The following is a 17,560-nucleotide window of genomic DNA, read 5'->3' as shown; positions in this document are numbered from 1 at the left end:
TCTCTTTTTTTTGTCGGTACAGGCGGCGGTTACTCGCCTGGCCGGTCTGGGTTGATGGCAGACAACAGCAATACGGCTGCGCCCGGCCTCTCCCGGGCCGGTGCGCCTTGCAGGCTGAATCAGCGCTCGACGGGCGTCGGGCGCTGGTGCTCGGCGCGGCGGCTGAGCACTTCGAATACCGAGGGGTAGGCGGGCCGTTCCAGGTAGCGCCCGGCGCCCATTTCGGCGCGCAGGTCACCGTCAGCCCAGACCAGTCGGCCCTGGCTGATGGTGTGGCTGGGGATACCGCGCAAGGTGCGACCTTCGAAGATATTGAAGTCGACCCGTTGATGGTGGGTCTTGGCCGAAATCGTCCGTGTGCCTTGCGGGTCCCACAGCACCAGGTCGGCATCGGCGCCGACGCGAATCGCGCCCTTGCGCGGGAACAGGTTGAAGATCTTCGCGGTGTTGGTCGAGGTCAGCGCAACAAACTCGTGCATCGACAACCGGCCACTGTTTACGCCGGCGTCCCAGAGCACGGCCATGCGGTCTTCGATGCCGGCGGTGCCATTGGGGATGCGACTGAAGTCATTGCGCCCGGCGCCTTTCTGGTCGGCGCAGAAGCAGCAGTGATCGGTTGCAGTGGTGTGCAGGTTGCCCGATTGCAAGCCGCGCCACAGCGCTTCCTGGTGCTCGCGCGGGCGGAACGGCGGGCTCATCACATAGCCGGCGGCTGTGGACCAGTCCGGGTGGCGATACACGCTGTCGTCGATCAGCAGGTGGCCGGGCAGCACTTCGCCGTAGACCGGCTGGCCCTTGGCCCGGGCGTAGGTGATTTCGTCGAGTGCTTCGCGGGTCGAGACGTGCACCAGATACACCGGCGTACCCAGCGTCTCGGCGATGCGGATGGCACGGCTGGCGGCTTCACCTTCTACCTGCGGCGGGCGTGACAGCGGGTGTGCCTCGGGGCCGGTCATGCCCTGGGCCAGCAGCTTTTGCTGAAGGTGATAGACCAGCTCGCCGTTTTCGGCATGCACGGTCGGCACCGCGCCCAGTTGCAGGCAGCGCTCGAAGCTGGCGACCAGAGTATCGTCGGCCGCCATGATCGCGTTCTTGTAGGCCATGAAATGCTTGAAGCTGTTGACCCCATGCTTGGCCACCAGCTCGCCCATCTCTTCGGCAACCTGTTCGCTCCACCAGGTGATGGCGACATGAAAACCATAGTCACTCGCCGACTTCTCGGCCCAGCCGCGCCAGGTATGAAAAGCCTCGAGCAGCGACTGCTGCGGGTTGGGGATGACGAAGTCGATGATCGAGGTGGTGCCACCGGCCAGACCTGCAGCGGTGCCGGTGAAAAAGTCATCGCTGGCCACGGTGCCCATGAACGGCAATTGCATATGGGTGTGCGGGTCAATGCCACCAGGCATCAGGTACTGGCCACTGCCATCGAGGATCTCGCAGCCGGCGGGTACATCGAGGTTTTGCCCAATGGCCTGAATACGGCCATCGACACACAGGACATCGGCGGGGTAGCTCTCTTCGTGGGTGACCACGGTGGCACCACGGATCATCAGGGACATGCCGTCTTCCTCGCAGGCTGACCGGTCTTGGCCGGTTCTTGAAATTATCGTGCTGCCAGTAGCTGGAGGATATTTTCAATCCTGTCAGACCTGACAAGAATGAAATCTAGTTGTTGATCTACTATTGTTCAAGAAATATTTTTATAAGCATATATCGTTATTAAGCAGTTGATTTATAAGGATAAAAATCAAAATTCACCAAAATGGTGAGGCGCCTCACCATTTTGACGCACTTGACAAGATGCCAATTTGGTCAAGATTTCTCATGCGAAATCAGATGTTTAAATCCGGCGATACACAGGCACGCCAAAGTGAAAATAAATTGCCTGCACCAGTTTGAAACCCGCTGCCGTGAATCGGCTTTGACGTTCACCGGCCGCCACCACCGAGGGCAACACCGAAGAATGACTTGAATGCTTTGCACAACAGCACGTTACCTGCGGCCGGCGGCGGCAAGCGAGACAGCCTTTGGCCGACTCGGCACGTTTATTGAGTGCGCCCGCAGCCAGGCCGGGCCGCAGGTGCAGTACTGCTGGTGGTACTCCGGCCATCGCATTAGCCCGATGAGCAAACAATTAGAAAAACCTGGAGAAGGCCCCATGCAACAGAGCAGATCGCAAGTGATCGAAAAGGACGGCTTGTGCGAGTTGTCCGAAGGCTCCGACGTCCTCGACAGCCCGCGCTACAACCACGACATGGCACCGACCAAGGTGCACCAGCGCACCTGGAACAAGTGGCACATCACCGCGCTGTGGGTGGGCATGTCCATCTGCGTGCCGACCTACACCCTGGGCGGTGTGCTCACGGCGTATTTCGGCCTGAGTGTGGGCGAAGCGCTGCTGGCGATCCTGCTGGCCAACCTGATCGTGTTGATCCCACTGACCCTGAATGCCTTCCCCGGCACCAAGTACGGCATCCCGTTCCCGGTGCTGCTGCGTTCGTCATTCGGCATCATCGGCTCGAACGTGCCGTGCCTGATCCGGGCGGTGGTGGCCTGTGGCTGGTTTGGTATCCAGACCATGTTCGGCGGCCTGGCCATCCACCTGTTTCTCAGCTCGATCTTCGATGGCTGGAAGGCCCTGGCCGGCACCGGTGAGGTGATCGGCTTCATGATCTTCTGGGTGCTCAACCTGTGGGTAGTGCTGCGCGGGGCGGAGTCGATCAAGTGGCTGGAGACGCTCTCGGCGCCGCTGCTGGTGGCGGTCGGCTTTGGTCTGCTGTTCTGGGCCTTGCCGCATATGTCGATGACCGAACTGCTGGCGCAGCCGCCAAAACGCCCGGAAGGCGCCAGCGTGGTCAGTTACTTCTGCGCCGGGCTGACGGCGATGGTCGGCTTCTGGGCGACCTTGTCGCTGAACATCCCCGACTTCAGCCGCTACGCCAAGAGCCAGAAAGACCAGATTCTCGGGCAGATCTTTGGCCTGCCGCTGACCATGTTCCTGTTCGCTTCACTGGGCGTGGTGCTGACCGCGGCCTCGGCGTCGCTGGTCGGGGAAACCATATCCGACCCGGTCAGCCTGATCGGCCGCATCCAGAGCCCAGGCTGGGTCGCGCTGGCCATGGCCTTGATCGTGATTGCCACCTTGTCGACCAATACTGCGGCCAACATCGTCTCGCCGACCAACGACTTTCAGAACATCGCCCCGCGCCTGATCGGGCGCACCCGCGCAGTGCTGCTGACCGGTGTCATCGGCCTGCTGCTGATGGGCCACGAGCTGCTGAAGAAACTGGGCTGGATCGTCTCCGACCTGAGCCTTGAGAGCGTGTACTCCAACTGGCTGCTGGGCTATTCGAGCCTGCTCGGGCCGATCGCCGGGATCATGGTGGTGGACTACTTCCTGATCCGCCGACAGCAACTGGACCTGGCCGGGCTGTACCGCGATGACGCCTATCCGGCCTGGAACTGGGCCGGTTTTGTGGCCTTTGCCCTGCCAGTGGCGCTGACGGTGATGTCGATCGGCAACAGCAGCTTCAGCTGGTTCTACGACTATGGCTGGTTCACCGGTTCGCTGCTGGGTGCGGCGCTGTACTACGTGCTCGGCCCGCTGGCCGCACGCAGCCCGGTGCGCCTGGCCAAGCCGTTGCCATAAAGCCGCACGCACAACCACGCAGCCACTCATTTGCCTGAGGAGATATGCCCATGACCCCTGCCAAGGATGTCCTGCAATCCAGCCACAGCCATGTCGACAGCCAGCGCTTGTGGCAATCATTGATGGAACTGGCGCGCCTCGGTGCCACGGCCAAGGGCGGCGTCTGTCGGCTGGCCCTGACCGACCTCGACCGCCAGGCGCGCGACCTGTTCGTGCAGTGGTGCGAGGCCGCTGGTTGCAGCGTCAGCATCGACGCGGTCGGCAATATCTTTGCCCGCCGGCCCGGGCGTAATCCTGCGCTGGCGCCGGTGATGACCGGCAGCCATATCGACACTCAACCCACTGGCGGCAAGTTCGACGGCTGCTTCGGTGTCATGGCCGGGCTGGAGGTGATCCGCACCCTGAACGACCTCGGCGTGGAAACCGAAGCACCGCTGGAAGTGGTGGTGTGGACCAACGAAGAAGGCTCCCGCTTTGCGCCGTGCATGATGGGTTCCGGGGTGTTCGCCGGCAAGTTCACTCTGGAAGAGACGCTGGCCAAGACCGATGCGCAAGGCGTCAGCGTCGGCGAGGCGTTGGACGGGATCGGCTACGCCGGCCCGCGCGCGGTACTCGGCCATCCGGTGGGCGCCTATTTCGAGGCGCATATCGAGCAGGGGCCGATCCTTGAGGATCAGGCCAAGACCATTGGCGTGGTGCTCGGCGCGCTTGGCCAGAAGTGGTTCGACCTGACCCTGCGCGGGGTCGAGGCGCATGCCGGGCCGACGCCGATGCACCTGCGCAAGGACGCTCTGGTCGGCGCGGCGGCGGTGGTCGAAGCGGTCAACCGCACCGCGCACAGCCATCAACCGCATGCCTGCGGTACGGTCGGCTGTCTGCAGGCGTATCCCGGCTCACGCAACGTGATCCCCGGCGAAGTACGCATGACCCTGGATTTCCGTCACCTTGAAGCCGATCGGTTGCAAGCGATGATCGCTGAAGTGCAAGCGGTGATCGAGGCGACCTGTGCCAAACATGGGCTGAGTTTCGAGCTGACGCCGACTGCGGATTTCCCTGCGCTGTACTTCGACAAGACCTGTGTCGAGGCAGTCCGCAGTGCTGCAGGTGCGCTGGGGCTGTCGCACATGGATATCGTCAGCGGGGCAGGGCATGACGCGATCTTTCTCGCTGAGCTGGGGCCGGCCGGGATGATCTTTGTGCCGTGCGAAAACGGCATCAGCCACAACGAAATCGAGAACGCCACGCCGGAAGATCTTGGCGCTGGTTGCGCGGTGTTGTTGCGCGCGATGCTGGCGGCCTCGGAAGCGATTGCCAGCGGGCGCCTGGCGGCCTAGCGGGGCACATGTGCAAGGGGCAGCAGACGCTGCCCTGATGCACTTACTCGAACACGGGGCGCATGAAGCTGCGCTCGTAGCTGAGGATAAAGCGCTGTTCGGTTGCCAGGGCAAATGCGGCCTGGCACTCAGGGTCGCTCTCAGAGTCCTTGCGGTACTGCTCGTAGGCGGCAAGGCTGGGGAAGCTGAACTGGCAGTAAGCGATATTGCTCGCGCCCTCGGCGGGCAGCAGATAACCGTGATGGGTGCCGCCCATGCGATTGACCAGGCCGATCCATAGCCGCGCGTAGGCCTCGAATGCAGGTATCTGATAGGGGTCGATAACGTATTTCAGGTGGCAGGTGATCACAGCTTCAATCCTTTGCGTGAGGGAACTCGGCCGCCCACAGTAGCCGGATCGACCGTTGGCGTCGACCCGCCGCAACCGCCCTGAACTTTAGCCCTCAGTCTCGCCTCGTAATATCTAGACAAATCCTCTGATCCAGCCAGCCGAGGCACGCCATGTCGTCGCTTATTCATCCGCACGCCCGCTTCAAGCCCTATCACTCGGCGGCGGGAGGTTGGGGGTCGGCGCACTCAGTGATGACCATCCTCTGGCGTGAGCAGGCCTTGGACAAGTCACCCAAGGCGCTGTTCAAGCAGAACAAACCGGACGGCTTTGCCTGCGTCAGTTGCGCCTGGGCCAAACCGGGTAATCCGCATGCGCTGGAGTTCTGTGAAAACGGCGCCAAGGCTACTGCCTGGGAGCTGACTTCGTTACGCACCAAACCTGAGTTCTTCGCACGGCATACCCTCAGCGAATTGCGCAGCTGGAGTGACCACGACCTTGAACAGCATGGGCGCCTGACCGAGCCGCTGCGCTATGACCGTGCCAGTGATCGCTATCTGCCGGTGAGCTGGGAGCAGGCCTACCGTGAAATCGGCCAGACCCTGCGCAGGCTGTCGCCCGAGCAAGTGGTGTTCTATGCCTCGGGGCGGGCTTCGCTGGAAGCCTCGTTCATGTACCAGCTGTTTGCCCGTGCCTACGGCAGCAACAACCTGCCGGACAGCTCCAACATGTGCCACGAGAGCACCTCGGTTGGCTTGCAGGAGAGCATTGGCGTGCCGGTCGGCACCGTTACCCTGGAAGACTTCGAGCAGACCGACTGCATCTTCTTCTTCGGCCAGAACGTCGGCAGCAACAGCCCACGCATGCTTCACCCACTACAGCATGCGCGCAGGCGTGGGGTGCCGATCATCACCTTCAACCCGCTGCGCGAGCGCGGCCTGGAGCGCTTCGTCAACCCGCAGTCACCGCGCCAGATGCTTGGCCCAGACTCTACGGTGATCAGCAGCCAGTATCATCAAGTGGCCATCGGCGGCGATCTGGCGGCGGTGCTTGGCATCAGCAAGACGCTGCTGGAGATGGACCGCGTGGCACATGTCGAGGGCCGGCCGGCGGTGCTCGATCATGCCTTCATCGCCGAACATACCGAGGGATTTGCCAGCTTTGTCGAACAGGTCGACAGCTACAGCTGGGCTACGCTCGAGCAGCGCTCGGGGCTGGCCCGCGCGGCGATGGAAGCCGCCGCCACGGTATATGCCCGCAGTGAGCGGGTGATGCTGGTGTTCGGCATGGGCATGACCCAGCATCGTCATGGCGTGGCCAACGTGCAGATGCTGGTCAACCTGTTGCTGCTACGCGGCAATATCGGCAAGCCCGGCGCCGGTGTGTGCCCGGTGCGTGGCCATTCCAACGTGCAGGGCCAGCGCACAGTAGGGATCACCGAAGACCCGGCCAAAGTGCCGGTGGACAAGATTGAAGCGCTGTTCGCCTTCAAGGTGCCCGAGCAGATGGGGCTGGCTACCGTGGATACCTGTGAGGGCATCCTCGCGGGCTCGGTGAAAGCCTTCATCGGTCTGGGCGGTAACTTCCTCCGGGCTATCCCGGACACCTCGCGAATGGAGCCGGCCTGGGCCAACCTTCAGTTGAACGTGCAGGTCGCCACCAAGCTCAACCGCACCCACTTGCTGCCGGGGCGCGATGGCTGGTTGCTGCCGTGTCTGGGGCGTATCGAGATCGACCGCCAGGACGGTGTGGCGCAAAGCTACAGCACCGAAGACAGTACCGGCTGCCTGCATGGCTGGCGCGGCACCGCGGAGCCGGCCAGCGAGCACCTGCGCGCCGAAGTAGCGATCATTGCCGGGCTGGCCGAAGCGACCCTGACCGCGGGGCAGGCGAACATCCCCTGGGACGCCTGGCGCCGTGACTACGCGCTGGTACGCGAGGCGATCGCAGCGGTGTATCCGCAGATCTTCCACGACATGGAAACCCGCATGTGGCAGCGCGGTGGTTTCCATCGGCCGCTGCCGGCCTGCGAGCGCCAGTGGCAGACCGAATCGGGCAAGGCGCAGTTCGTCACGGCCGGGCGCCTGGATGAGGATGATGACGTATCCGTCAGCCCTGAGCGGCGTGATGTACTGCAGTTGATGACGCTGCGCAGCAACGATCAGTTCAACACCACCATCTATGGCTACGATGACCGCTTTCGCGGCGTGCATGGCACTCGCAGCGTGGTGTTCATGAACCACAGCGACGTCACTCGGCTGGGTTTTGCCCCGGGCGACTGGGTCAACCTGCGCACCGCCGTCGAGCCTGACGTGCGCCGCGAAGTCGGGCCGATGCAGATCATCGCCTACGACATCCCCGCAGGTTGCGCGGCGGCGTATTACCCCGAGTGCAACGCATTGATCCCGCTGTGGCATCACGCCGAACGCAGCAAAGTGCCGGCGGCCAAGTCGGTGCCGGTGACGCTGCATCCTGGGCAGCCCTCGGCGCAGGATCTGCAGCGCGCACTGCCCAAGGGCGAGCAGATTGCTTGAATGCTGCGAGGGCTCTGTATGGCCTGATTCAGGGTCATCTGTAACTTATGCGGGGTGAGTGAGTGCTTTAGCATCGGAGCCTCTTGTGCACAGTCAAGCGCTGCAGCACCTCACTTGCTTATCGGGTTACACGCCATGGACAGCCACTCGCTACTTGCCTACACCCTGGTCGCCGCGATCGCCATTGCCAGCCCAGGGCCGGCCTCGTTGATGGCGATCAACAACAGTATTCTGTACGGCGCACGTTCGGCGATCTGGTCATCGCTGGGCAATGTCAGCGGGCTGTTCTGCCTGTCGGCTGCGGCGATGCTCGGCTTGGGCGCGCTGCTGGCCAGCTCGGAAGTGCTGTTCAACGCGGTGAAGATTCTCGGTGCAGCCTACCTGTTCTATCTCGGCGGCAAGCAGCTGCTGAAGAAGAATCCGATGCTGGCGGAGGCGGGCGCAGCACCGGTGAAGGTGCTCAGGCCGACGCGGCTGAAACTATACAAGTCGGCGTTTCTGACCGCAGCGACCAACCCCAAGGCGACCATGTTTTTCACCGCCTTGTTTCCCCAGTTCATCGATCAGGGCGCGGCATTGCTGCCGCAGTTCTTGATCCTGACCGCGATCTTCATGGCGTTGTCGCTGCTGTCGCTGGCGGTCTACGCCAGCCTCGCAGCACGGGCCAAAGGCGTGCTGACCCGGCCGCAGTTTGCTCGCTGGGTCAGCCGGGTGGTGGGCACTACCTTCATCGGCTTTGGCGCTGCGATCCTGGCCATGCGGCGGCAGAGCGCCTGAACACTGCCGGTTACAACCAGTAGGTCACCGCATACCAGCCCAGGCCGCCCATGACCACGGTGTAGGGCAGCGCCATCCACACCATGCGCCCGTACGACAGGCGCACCAGCGGCGCGATCGCCGAGGTCAGCAGAAACAGAAACGCTGCCTGGCCATTGGGCGTGGCCACGCTGGGCAGGTTGGTGCCGGTATTGATCGCCACCGCCAGGGTCTCGAAGTGCTCGCGGCTCATGCGTCCGTCGATGAACGCCTGCTTCACTTCGGTGATGTAGATGGTGGCAACGAACACGTTATCGCTGATTGCCGAGAGCAAGCCGTTGGCCAGATAGAGCATGCCCGGTTGTTGCTCGGGCGGCAGGGCCAACACCGCTGCGATCAACGGGCTGAACAGCTGCTGCTGGTGGATCACCGCCACTACCGCAAAAAACACCACCAGTAGCGCGGTGAATGGCATGGCGTCCTGGAAGGCACGGCCCAGACGGTGCTCATCGGTGATACCGGTGAAGGCCGTGATCAGCACTATCACCATCAGGCCGATCAAGCCGACTTCGGCAATGTGCAGGCCCAGGCAGACAATCAACAGCAGCGCCGCCAGCCCTTGCACCCACAGTGCCAGGCGCTGGGCCGGCGTGCGTGCGGCATCGTCCTCGGCCGCGTGGGTGGCCAGCACCTGGCGCACGCGCGTCGGCATCAGGGTGCCGTAGCCGAACAGGCGTAGCTTTTCCAGCACGACGCAGGTCAGCAGGCCGGCACCCAGCACCGGCAGCGATACCGGCGCGACCTTGAAGAAGAAGTCAGCGAAGTGCCACCCCAGCTCATGCCCGATCAGCAGGTTCTGCGGCTCGCCGACCAGCGTGCAGACGCCGCCCAGCGCGGTGCCGACAGCGCCGTGCATGAGCAGGCTACGCAGAAAGGTGCGGAACTGGTCAAGGTCTTCGCGGTGCAGCTGGGCGACCTGCTGGTCGCTGCCCAACTCCGAGTCTTCACGTGGATTGGCACCGGAAGCGACCCGGTGATACACCGCATAAAAGCCGACTGCGGCACTGATAATCACTGCCGTTACCGTCAGTGCATCGAGAAACGCCGAGAGGAACGCTGACAGTACGCAGAACAGCAGCGCCAGCACGGTCTTGCTGTGCACCCCGAGCAGGATCTTCGAAAACAGGAACAGCAGCAGTTCCTTCATGAAGTGAATGCCGGCGACCATGAACATCAGCAGCAGAATCACCGGGAAGTTGTGCAGTAGTTCGTCGTACAGCGCCTGGGCGGTGGTCAGCTTGAGCAACAACGCCTCGATCAGCAGCAGCCCGCCTGGCATCAGCGGGTAGCACTTGAGTGCCATCCCTAAGGTGAAGATGAACTGGATCACCAGCAGCCAGCCCGTCGCTACCGGGCCTAGAGTGGCCAGCACCAGCGGGTTGAGCAACAGGAACAGGCAGATTACCGCCTTGTACCAGCGCGGCGACTGGCCAAGAAACGAATGGGCGAGGGTGCTCGGCAGGGAGCGTTCCATGAATTTGTATCCTTATGATTCTGCAGTCGCGCACGGTGCCGCAAAGCACGCTCATTGCGCAACTGTAGGAGCGGCCTTGTGTCGCGAAAGGGCTGCAAAGCAGCCCCGGACGTCCTCAAACCAGGCGCAGTATTCAGAATCCAGCAGACCTTAAGCAGATGACCAACAGGTGCGCTATAGTCCGGCGCAGACCCCATTTGCCACCAGAGTGCCACCGATGACCGACTACACCGCGTTCACAGTCGAACTGACCGAAAACATCGCTCACGTGCAGATCAACCGCCCGGAAAAAATCAACGCGATGAACGCGGCGTTCTGGCAGGAAATCATCGAGATCTTCCAGTGGATCGATGACACCGATGCGGTCCGCGCAGTGGTCATCAGCGGCGCCGGCAAGCACTTCTCGTCCGGCATCGACTTGATGATGCTGGCCTCGCTGGCCAACCAGCTGGGCAAGGACGTCGGCCGCAATGCGCGCTTGCTACGCAAGACCATCCTCAACATGCAGGCGTCGTTCACCGCCGTCGACAACTGCCGCAAACCGGTGCTGGCAGCGATCCAGGGCTACTGCCTGGGCGGCGCCATCGACCTGATCTCGGCCTGTGACATGCGTTATTGCAGCAGCGACGCGCAGTTTTCGATCAAGGAAATCGACATGGGCATGGCCGCCGACGTCGGCACCCTGCAGCGCCTGCCGCGGATCATCGCTGATGGCGTGATGCGCGAAATGGCCTACACCGGGCGCCATGTCGAGGCGCAGGAGGCGCACCAGATCGGCCTGGTCAACCGGGTTTACCCCGATCACGCGGCGCTGCTCGACGGAGTCTTTGCCATTGCCCGTGAAATTGCGGGAAAATCCCCCATTGCCGTGGCCGGCAGCAAGCAGATGCTCAATTACATGCGCGAGCACAGTATCGCCGATGGCCTTGAGTACATTGCGACCTGGAACGCCGCCATGCTGCAGTCCGAAGACTTGCGGGTCGCCGTCGCGGCTCACATGAGCAAACAGAAACCGACGTTCGCCGACTGACCGAGGCGGTGGACGCGCTTGAAGGAAAGCCCACCATGTCAGCACGCTGGACTAGCGCAGTACTCGACCCCAATGTCGCCGGAGGGCTGGCCGTGGCCCGCGGCCCGGACGGGTTTCTGCTGGACGATAACGGCGTGCTGTTCCCGCGTGAATGGCTCAAGCGCCAGGACCTGGACATCCTCTGCGAGCACGGCATCGGTCACTTCGACGGTGAGCCGGTGTTCCTGCTGGAGCTGCGTAGCACTGCTGATGTGAGCGGTTGCGGTTGGCGTGGCCTGCGCCAGTTCATGCTCGAAGGCGACTTCGATATCTACAAGCTGCTTGGCTACGCGGCGCAGATCGGCACCTGGGCGCGTGAGCATCGCTTTTGCGGCAGCTGCGGCCAGGCCATGACCCAGATCCACTGGGAGCGGGCCATGCACTGTGCCCGCTGCGACCTGCGCAGCTACCCGCGCATTTCGCCCAGCATGATCGTGCTGGTCACCCGCGGCGACGAGATTCTGCTGGCGCGCTCACCGCGCTTTGTCACTGGCGTGTACAGCACCCTGGCCGGGTTTGCCGAGCCGGGCGAGTCGGCTGAGGACTGCCTGGTGCGTGAAGTGCGTGAAGAGGTGGCGGTAGAGGTGAAGAACATCCAGTACGTCGGCAGCCAGTGCTGGCCGTTCCCGCACTCGATGATGCTCGGTTTTCACGCCGAGTACGCCGGTGGCGAGATCGTCATGCAGCCGGACGAGATCGAGGATGCGCAGTGGTTCAACGTGCATGCCCTGCCGCCACTGCCGGCCGGGCGTTCGATTGCCCGGCACTTGATCGATCTGTATGTGGCGCGCCGCTTAGGCCTGGCCGAACCAGTGCTGCCAGGCTAGGCGCACGGTCAGCGCCAGGACCACAGTGATGAATACCGGGCGGATGAACTTGCTGCCGCCGCTGATTGCCGTGCGTGCGCCAAAGAACGCCCCGACCATCACCGCCAGGCCCATGGCCAGGCCCACGATATAGTCGACCTGACCAGAGGCGATGAACACCGTCAGCGCCGCCGCGTTGCTGACGAAGTTCATGCTCCGCGCCACACCACTGGCGCGGACCAGATCGATCGGATACAGCAGCAGCGTGCTGACTGTCCAGAACGCACCGGTGCCTGGCCCGGCGACGCCATCGTAGAAGCCCAGGGTGAAGCCCTGAGGCAACTGCCAGGTTTTCTTGATCGGCGCATCGGCGTCCAGCGGCGCCTTTGGCGTGCCACCGAACAACAGGTAGATGCCACAGGCAAACACCACCACCGGCAGCATCTTGTTCAGCCACTCCGCCGGCAGGTAATGGGCGATCACCGCGCCGAGCAGGGCACCTACCAGGGTGCCGAACAGCGCCGGACGCCACTGCGCCGGGTGGAACAGCTTGCGCCGGTAGTAGGTGAAGCCGGCGGTGGCCGAGCCGAAGGTCGAGCTGAGTTTGTTGGTGCCCAGCACCAGATGCGGCGGCATGCCCGCGGTCAGCAGCGCAGGGGTAGTCAACAGACCACCGCCGCCGGCAATGGCGTCGATAAAGCCGGCAACAAAGGCAACCAGTGTCAGGATCAGCAGCGTCAGCGGTTCAACGGAGAGTTCGAAAGGCATGAGGATTCGGGCTTAGCGGCAGTGCGCGGCAAAAGGCCGCGGCAAAGGCTGCCATGGTAAACGCCAGCGTCGGGTGTGGCCAGTATCGAGGCGGTTTAGCCGCCCGCTACAGGAACCAGTGATACTCGCGTGCGCTGACTTCATTCATGAAGGCCAGGTGGTCCTGGCGTTTGTTTTCGCAGTACACCTTCACAAACTCCTCACCGAGCCCGGCACTGACCGCAGGATGCGCTTGCATCGCGGCCACCGCGCTAAGCATGTCCTTGGGAAAGTCGATGCCGCTGGTGCGATCATCATTGAGCGGGGCAATCGGCTCTTGTCGGGCCGCCAGACCTTGCTCCATGCCACAGAGGATTGCCGCCAGCACCAGGTACGGATTGGCGTCGGCACCGGCCAGGCGATGCTCGATGCGCAGGTTGCGTGAGTCCGACTCGGGGATGCGAATGCACGCGTCACGATCTTCAAAGCCCCAGCTGGCGCGGCTGGCGGCGTTGACCATGGCGCCATAGCGGCGAAACGCATTGTGGTTGCCGGCAAAGATCGGCATGCACTGCGGCAGCAGCGCCAGGCAGCCGGCCACGGCATGGCGCAACGGCCGCTGCTGGTCGGCGGCGAGCACGTTGTTGCCGCTGCTGTCGTAAAGGCTGACATGCACGTGCATGCCACTGCCGGGTGCCTGCAGGTAGGGCTTGCTCATGAAGCTGGCGCGCAGGCCGTGCTTGCGCGCCACACCGCGGCTGCTGCGGCAGAACAGGGCGGCCCAGTCGGCGGCGCGCAGGCCGTCGTCGCAGTGGCCGAAGTTGATCTCGAACTGACCCGGGCCGAGCTCTGCGGTGATGACGTTGGCATCGACGCCTTGGGCGTTGGCGGTTTCGACCATGTCGTGCAGCACTTCGCAGAAGCGCGACAACCGCTCGATATGCAGGTTGGGCTGGTCATCGCGATCGCCACTGACCGGGTCGCGGGGAAACTGCGGCAGGCCGTCCTGCAGCGCGCGGTCGAACAGGTAAAACTCCAGCTCGAATGCAACCACCGGGCGAATGCCCCGCGCCTGCAGACGCTGCAGCACCCGGGCGAGGACCTCGCGCGGCTCGAACTCTATGGGCGCATCGGTGCCGTCGGAGCTGATCAGCATCTGCCCGAGTGGCTGCTTTTCCCAGCTGACCGGCTTGAGCGTACCGGGGATCAGCCGGCGCAGTGCATCCGGGTCGCCATCGTTGAAGCAGTAATCGCCAATCGGGAACAAGCCACCCTGGGCACCGAGCAGCACGCAGTTCTGCGGCAGCTTCAGCGGGCTGCCGGCGGCGAGCTTTTCGAGCATGTCGATGGGGTAGCGTTTACCGTAGAAATGCCCGGGGATGTCCAGGCTGATCAGGTCGACATAGCGCACTTCGGGGTGTTGGCTGCGAAACGCGCGGACTTCGTCCAGCAGGGTAGTGGGGGTCATTGCGAGCTCTAGACGGCGCTGTGATTCAGCCTGAAAAATCTAGCAGCTGGTGCTGGTTTCGCCAGCAAGCTTGTATTTATTGCAACGCCTGGCTGATGCTGGCGATGCCCATCAGCCGCCTGTCAGGACTTCAACCATGCGCCGTCTGCCCTCGCTGACCGCCTTGCGCACGTTCGAGTGCGCCGCTCGCCATGGCCATTTCGGCCGGGCCGCCGCCGAGCTGTGCGTCACCGACAGCGCAGTCAGCCACCAGATTCGCCAGTTAGAAGCGCAACTGGGCGTGGCGTTGTTCGAGCGGGTCGGCCGCCAGGTGCGCCCGAGTGCTGAAGCCGAGCGCCTGCTGCAGCAGTTGCAACAGGCGTTCGAGTTGATCGGCAAGGCCTGTGACGAGCTGCGTGACCCGGCTTCGCAGGCAGTGCTGCGGGTTGCGGTTACGGCAGAGCTGGCGCAGAAATGGCTGATCAATCGCCTGGCTGACTTCAGTAGCCGCTACCCGCATATCACCCTGCATCTACTCGAACAGCCGATCAATGCCGGGGCGCCAGCGCTGGACGTTGACCTGGCGATCACCTACGGCACCAGCGCGCTGGACGCCAGCACGCACTTCGTGCGGCCGTTGCCGCTGCTGCAGTTCTTTCCAGTATGCAGCCCCGGCCTGTTCAACCAGAGCGCCATGAAGCGCCCGCGCGACCTGTTGCGCCACTGTCTGTTGCACGACGACCAGGACGGCAAGACCTGGACCTCGTGGCTGTCCACCCACGCCGAAGACGGCCAGCCCAACCGCCAGCTGTACTTCCCCCATGCGGCGTTGGCGCTGGAGGCGGCGCTGCTCGGCCAGGGCGTAGCCATGGGCGACAACCTGACCTGCCAGGCCGACCTGCAAAGTGGCCGGCTGGTGCGCCCGTTCAGCGCCAGTGTGACCGCGCAGGGGCAGTACGCGCTGGTCTGCGAACGCTTGCGGCTGGAGCGCGGTGCAGTGGGCGACTTCGTTGACTGGTTCATCGAACAGATCAGCGAACCGTGAATTCAATTCACCAATCGCTGAGTTTTCATCGTTGGATGTGCGTCCGCTGGCGGCGTAGCTTCGGCTCATCCCACCCAGTCACGACGAGGTTGACCCATGGCACGTTCGCTCAGCACTACCCCCAAGGCCGATGGTTTCCGCTTGCCCGGCGAGTTCGAAGCAAAGGCCGGCTGCTGGCTCGGTTGGCCGGAGCGGCCGGACGTGTGGCGCAATGGCGCCAAGCCGGCGCAGCAGGTGTGGGTCGAGATCGTCAAGGCGATTGCCAGCAGCGAGCCGGTCACTGTGTGTGCCTCCGCCGCGCAATACGCCAATGCCCGACGCTTGCTACCGGAGGCGGTGCGGGTAGTGGAGATGACTTGCAATGACACCTGGTTTCGCGACAGCGGACCGTGCTTCGTGGTCAACGATGACAGCGGCGAGGTACGCGGCGTCGACTTCGAATTCAACGCCTATGGCGGCCTCGACGGTGGCCTCTACTACCCATGGGACAAGGACGACCAGATCGCTCGCAAGGTCCTCGAGATCGAAAACCTGGACCGCTACCGTGCGCCGTTGATCGCAGAACTCGGCGGCATCCAGAGTGACGGCCAAGGCAGCCTGCTGACCACCGAGCAATGCCTGCTCAACCGCAATCGCAACGCTCATCTGGGCAAAGCAGAAGTGACCCGGCGCCTGCAGGATTACCTTGGTGCCGAGCAGGTGATCTGGCTGCCACGTGGCTGCAAGTTCGATGAAACCGACGGCCATGTCGACGACCTGGCCTGCTTTGTACGGCCCGGCGAGGTGGTGCTGCAATGGACCGACAACCGCGATGACCCGCAGTGGGAGATATACCAGGAAGCCTACGACATCCTGCGCAGCACCCGCGACAGCCGCGGCCGTGAGCTCAAGGTGCACAAGCTGCCCCAACCCGATGTGCTGCAGTGGACCGCTGCCGAAGCCGCCGGGCTGGATCAGGTCGACGGCACGCATGTGCGCGAAGCCGGCACGCGGATCTGTGCGTCTTACATCAACTACTACGCCGGCAACTCGGCCATCGTCGTGCCGTTGTTCGGCGACCGCAATGACAGTGTGGCCCAGGCGACCCTGGCAGAGCTGTTCCCGGGCAAGCGCATCATCGGCATCGAAAACTCGCGCGAGATTCTGCTCGGCGGCGGCAACGTTGCCTGCATCACCATGCCGCAATACGCCGGAGGGCCTCGCTGATGAAAGCCTCTGTGCTGGCACTTGGGTTGGCGCTGGCCGGCAGCGCGGCGGCGGGGCACGCCGCCGATGCGGCGCAGCACACCGTCAACCTGTACATCTGGGGCGAGTACTTGGCGCCAGACACGCTGAGCAATTTCGAGAAGGAAACCGGCATCCGCGTGGTCGCCGACCACTTCGATTCGCTGGAAACCGCCGAAACCAAACTGCTGACCGGGCGCAGCGGCTATGACCTGGTGCTCAGCGCCGGTCAGCACCTGAGCCGGGCCATTGCCAGCGGCGCGTTGCAGCCGCTGGATAAAAGCCGGCTGCCCCATCTGCAGGGTGTGGGCGAGGAGTTTCGTCAGCACATGGCCGTGTTCGACCCCGGCAACCGCTATGCCGGGACCTACGCCTGGGGCACCACCGGGGTCGGTTTTCAGCAGCAGGCCGTGACCGCACGCCTGAGCGATGCGCCGCTGGACAGCTGGGCGATGCTGTTCGACCCGGCGGTGGTAGCGAAATTCGCCGATTGCGGGGTGAGCCTGCTCAATGACCCCAACGAAGTGTTTGCCGCAGTGATGCGCTACATGGGCCTGGACATCAATCAGCAGCGCCTCGAGGACCTCAAGCTGGCCGAGGCACAACTGCGCAAGATCCGCCCGTACATCCGCTACTTCGACAATGACCGCAACATCAGCGACCTGGCCAACGGCGAGACCTGCGTGGCGATGTCGTGGAACGGCAACGTGGCTATCGCCCAGGGCCAGGCGCAGCAGGCGGGCAAAACCTACAGCCTCGATTACCGAATCCCCAAGGAGGGCACGTTGATCTGGCTCGACGCGCTGGTGGTGCCCAAGGACGCACCGCACCCGCAGGCGGCCTGGGCCTTGATGGACTACCTGATGCGCCCCGAGGTGATCGCACCGATCACCGACACCATTCACTACGCCAATGCGATCAGTGCCGCCGACAACCTGGTCGATGCGCAGATCCGCAACGCCCCCGGCACCTATCCGCCGGCCGAGGTGCGCGCGCGGTTGTACAGCAAGAACGACAATGGCAAGCAATTCAACCGCGAACTGACCCGAGCCTTCAGCCGACTCAAGAGCGGCACCTGAGGCCAGGT

At 63.3% G+C, this 17,560-nt stretch carries 14 protein-coding genes; 9 read left to right on the top strand and 5 right to left on the bottom strand.

From position 1 onward, the window contains the following. Nucleotides 1-119: 119 nt before the first annotated feature. Entirely contained in the window at nt 120-1,559 is a 1,440-nt protein-coding gene (gene hydA, locus IDM28_RS14735) for a dihydropyrimidinase (protein ID WP_188036315.1), read from the bottom strand. Between the two features lie 599 nt (nt 1,560-2,158). Here hydA and IDM28_RS14730 point away from each other — a divergent pair. Then, entirely contained in the window at nt 2,159-3,649 is a 1,491-nt protein-coding gene (locus IDM28_RS14730; protein WP_188036314.1) for an NCS1 family nucleobase:cation symporter-1, read from the top strand. Between the two features lie 50 nt (nt 3,650-3,699). After that, the gene (locus IDM28_RS14725; protein WP_188036313.1) at nt 3,700-4,983 is read left to right on the top strand and encodes a Zn-dependent hydrolase; all 1,284 of its coding nucleotides are present in this window, start codon (nt 3,700-3,702) and stop codon (nt 4,981-4,983) included. 43 nt (nt 4,984-5,026) lie between these two features. Here the strand turns inward: IDM28_RS14725 and IDM28_RS14720 are convergent, their stop codons facing one another. Then, nucleotides 5,027-5,332, bottom strand: coding sequence for an NIPSNAP family protein (locus IDM28_RS14720; protein ID WP_101320879.1), 306 nt, complete (start codon nt 5,330-5,332; stop codon nt 5,027-5,029). Nucleotides 5,333-5,484: 152 nt separating this feature from the next. On the opposite strand from IDM28_RS14720, the gene IDM28_RS14715 reads away from it, so the two are divergent. Together IDM28_RS14715 and IDM28_RS14710 are read left to right on the top strand one after the other, a co-directional pair. Further along, a complete protein-coding gene (locus tag IDM28_RS14715; RefSeq protein ID WP_188036312.1) occupies nt 5,485-7,845 on the top strand; it encodes an FdhF/YdeP family oxidoreductase in 2,361 nt (786 codons plus the stop codon). A 135-nt stretch (nt 7,846-7,980) separates the two neighbouring features. After that, complete coding sequence (locus IDM28_RS14710; RefSeq protein ID WP_101320875.1) at nt 7,981-8,622, top strand: LysE family translocator; 642 nt, start codon at nt 7,981-7,983, stop codon at nt 8,620-8,622. 10 nt (nt 8,623-8,632) lie between these two features. Here IDM28_RS14710 and nhaB read toward each other — a convergent pair whose 3' ends face one another. After that, entirely contained in the window at nt 8,633-10,135 is a 1,503-nt protein-coding gene (gene nhaB / locus IDM28_RS14705) for a sodium/proton antiporter NhaB (RefSeq protein WP_188036311.1), read from the bottom strand. Between the two features lie 217 nt (nt 10,136-10,352). Here nhaB and IDM28_RS14700 point away from each other — a divergent pair, with 217 nt between their 5' ends. Then, entirely contained in the window at nt 10,353-11,165 is an 813-nt protein-coding gene (locus tag IDM28_RS14700) for a crotonase/enoyl-CoA hydratase family protein (protein ID WP_101320871.1), read from the top strand. Nucleotides 11,166-11,200: 35 nt separating this feature from the next. Continuing rightward, nucleotides 11,201-12,031, top strand: a complete 831-nt coding sequence (gene nudC, locus IDM28_RS14695) for an NAD(+) diphosphatase (RefSeq protein ID WP_150569890.1) — start codon at nt 11,201-11,203, stop codon at nt 12,029-12,031. Here nudC and IDM28_RS14690 read toward each other — a convergent pair. Both IDM28_RS14690 and IDM28_RS14685 read right to left on the bottom strand, forming a co-directional pair. Then, complete coding sequence (locus IDM28_RS14690) at nt 11,999-12,778, bottom strand: TSUP family transporter (protein ID WP_101320867.1); 780 nt, start codon at nt 12,776-12,778, stop codon at nt 11,999-12,001. The genes nudC and IDM28_RS14690 overlap by 33 nt on opposite strands. A gap of 106 nt (nt 12,779-12,884) precedes the next feature. Continuing rightward, a complete protein-coding gene (locus IDM28_RS14685) occupies nt 12,885-14,225 on the bottom strand; it encodes a glutamine synthetase family protein (protein WP_188036310.1) in 1,341 nt (446 codons plus the stop codon). Between the two features lie 136 nt (nt 14,226-14,361). On the opposite strand from IDM28_RS14685, the gene IDM28_RS14680 reads away from it, so the two are divergent. The 3 genes from IDM28_RS14680 (at nt 14,362) to IDM28_RS14670 (ending at nt 17,552) form a co-directional block, all read left to right on the top strand. Continuing rightward, on the top strand, nt 14,362-15,249 hold the full coding sequence (locus IDM28_RS14680) for a LysR substrate-binding domain-containing protein (RefSeq protein ID WP_188036309.1): 888 nt from the start codon (nt 14,362-14,364) through the stop codon (nt 15,247-15,249). 96 nt (nt 15,250-15,345) lie between these two features. Further along, nucleotides 15,346-16,455 carry an agmatine deiminase gene (aguA, locus tag IDM28_RS14675; protein WP_188036308.1) on the top strand — a complete coding sequence of 370 codons (1,110 nt, stop codon included), beginning with the start codon at nt 15,346-15,348 and terminating at the stop codon, nt 16,453-16,455. Further along, complete coding sequence (locus tag IDM28_RS14670) at nt 16,455-17,552, top strand: extracellular solute-binding protein (protein ID WP_188036307.1); 1,098 nt, start codon at nt 16,455-16,457, stop codon at nt 17,550-17,552. The genes aguA and IDM28_RS14670 overlap by 1 nt, the downstream gene beginning before the upstream one ends. The last annotated feature ends 8 nt before the right edge of the window (nt 17,553-17,560 follow it).

Origin of the sequence: Pseudomonas sp. EZ-C24, from assembly GCF_014525325.1 — a bacterium.
Lineage (GTDB): Bacteria > Pseudomonadota > Gammaproteobacteria > Pseudomonadales > Pseudomonadaceae > Aquipseudomonas > Aquipseudomonas shirazensis.
The sequence above is the reverse complement of the archived record's forward strand: the minus strand, read 5'-3'. Positions and strand labels throughout refer to the sequence as shown.

What these genes read in the sequence shown, in the direction of transcription:
- hydA (WP_188036315.1), bottom strand. Translation starts at nt 1,559, where the DNA reads ATGTCCCTGATGATCCGTGGTGCCACCGTGGTCACCCACGAAGAGAGC.
- IDM28_RS14730 (WP_188036314.1), top strand. Translation starts at nt 2,159, where the DNA reads ATGCAACAGAGCAGATCGCAAGTGATCGAAAAGGACGGCTTGTGCGAG.
- IDM28_RS14725 (WP_188036313.1), top strand. Translation starts at nt 3,700, where the DNA reads ATGACCCCTGCCAAGGATGTCCTGCAATCCAGCCACAGCCATGTCGAC.
- IDM28_RS14715 (WP_188036312.1), top strand. Translation starts at nt 5,485, where the DNA reads ATGTCGTCGCTTATTCATCCGCACGCCCGCTTCAAGCCCTATCACTCG.
- IDM28_RS14710 (WP_101320875.1), top strand. Translation starts at nt 7,981, where the DNA reads ATGGACAGCCACTCGCTACTTGCCTACACCCTGGTCGCCGCGATCGCC.
- nhaB (WP_188036311.1), bottom strand. Translation starts at nt 10,135, where the DNA reads ATGGAACGCTCCCTGCCGAGCACCCTCGCCCATTCGTTTCTTGGCCAG.
- IDM28_RS14700 (WP_101320871.1), top strand. Translation starts at nt 10,353, where the DNA reads ATGACCGACTACACCGCGTTCACAGTCGAACTGACCGAAAACATCGCT.
- nudC (WP_150569890.1), top strand. Translation starts at nt 11,201, where the DNA reads ATGTCAGCACGCTGGACTAGCGCAGTACTCGACCCCAATGTCGCCGGA.
- IDM28_RS14690 (WP_101320867.1), bottom strand. Translation starts at nt 12,778, where the DNA reads ATGCCTTTCGAACTCTCCGTTGAACCGCTGACGCTGCTGATCCTGACA.
- IDM28_RS14685 (WP_188036310.1), bottom strand. Translation starts at nt 14,225, where the DNA reads ATGACCCCCACTACCCTGCTGGACGAAGTCCGCGCGTTTCGCAGCCAA.
- IDM28_RS14680 (WP_188036309.1), top strand. Translation starts at nt 14,362, where the DNA reads ATGCGCCGTCTGCCCTCGCTGACCGCCTTGCGCACGTTCGAGTGCGCC.
- aguA (WP_188036308.1), top strand. Translation starts at nt 15,346, where the DNA reads ATGGCACGTTCGCTCAGCACTACCCCCAAGGCCGATGGTTTCCGCTTG.
- IDM28_RS14670 (WP_188036307.1), top strand. Translation starts at nt 16,455, where the DNA reads ATGAAAGCCTCTGTGCTGGCACTTGGGTTGGCGCTGGCCGGCAGCGCG.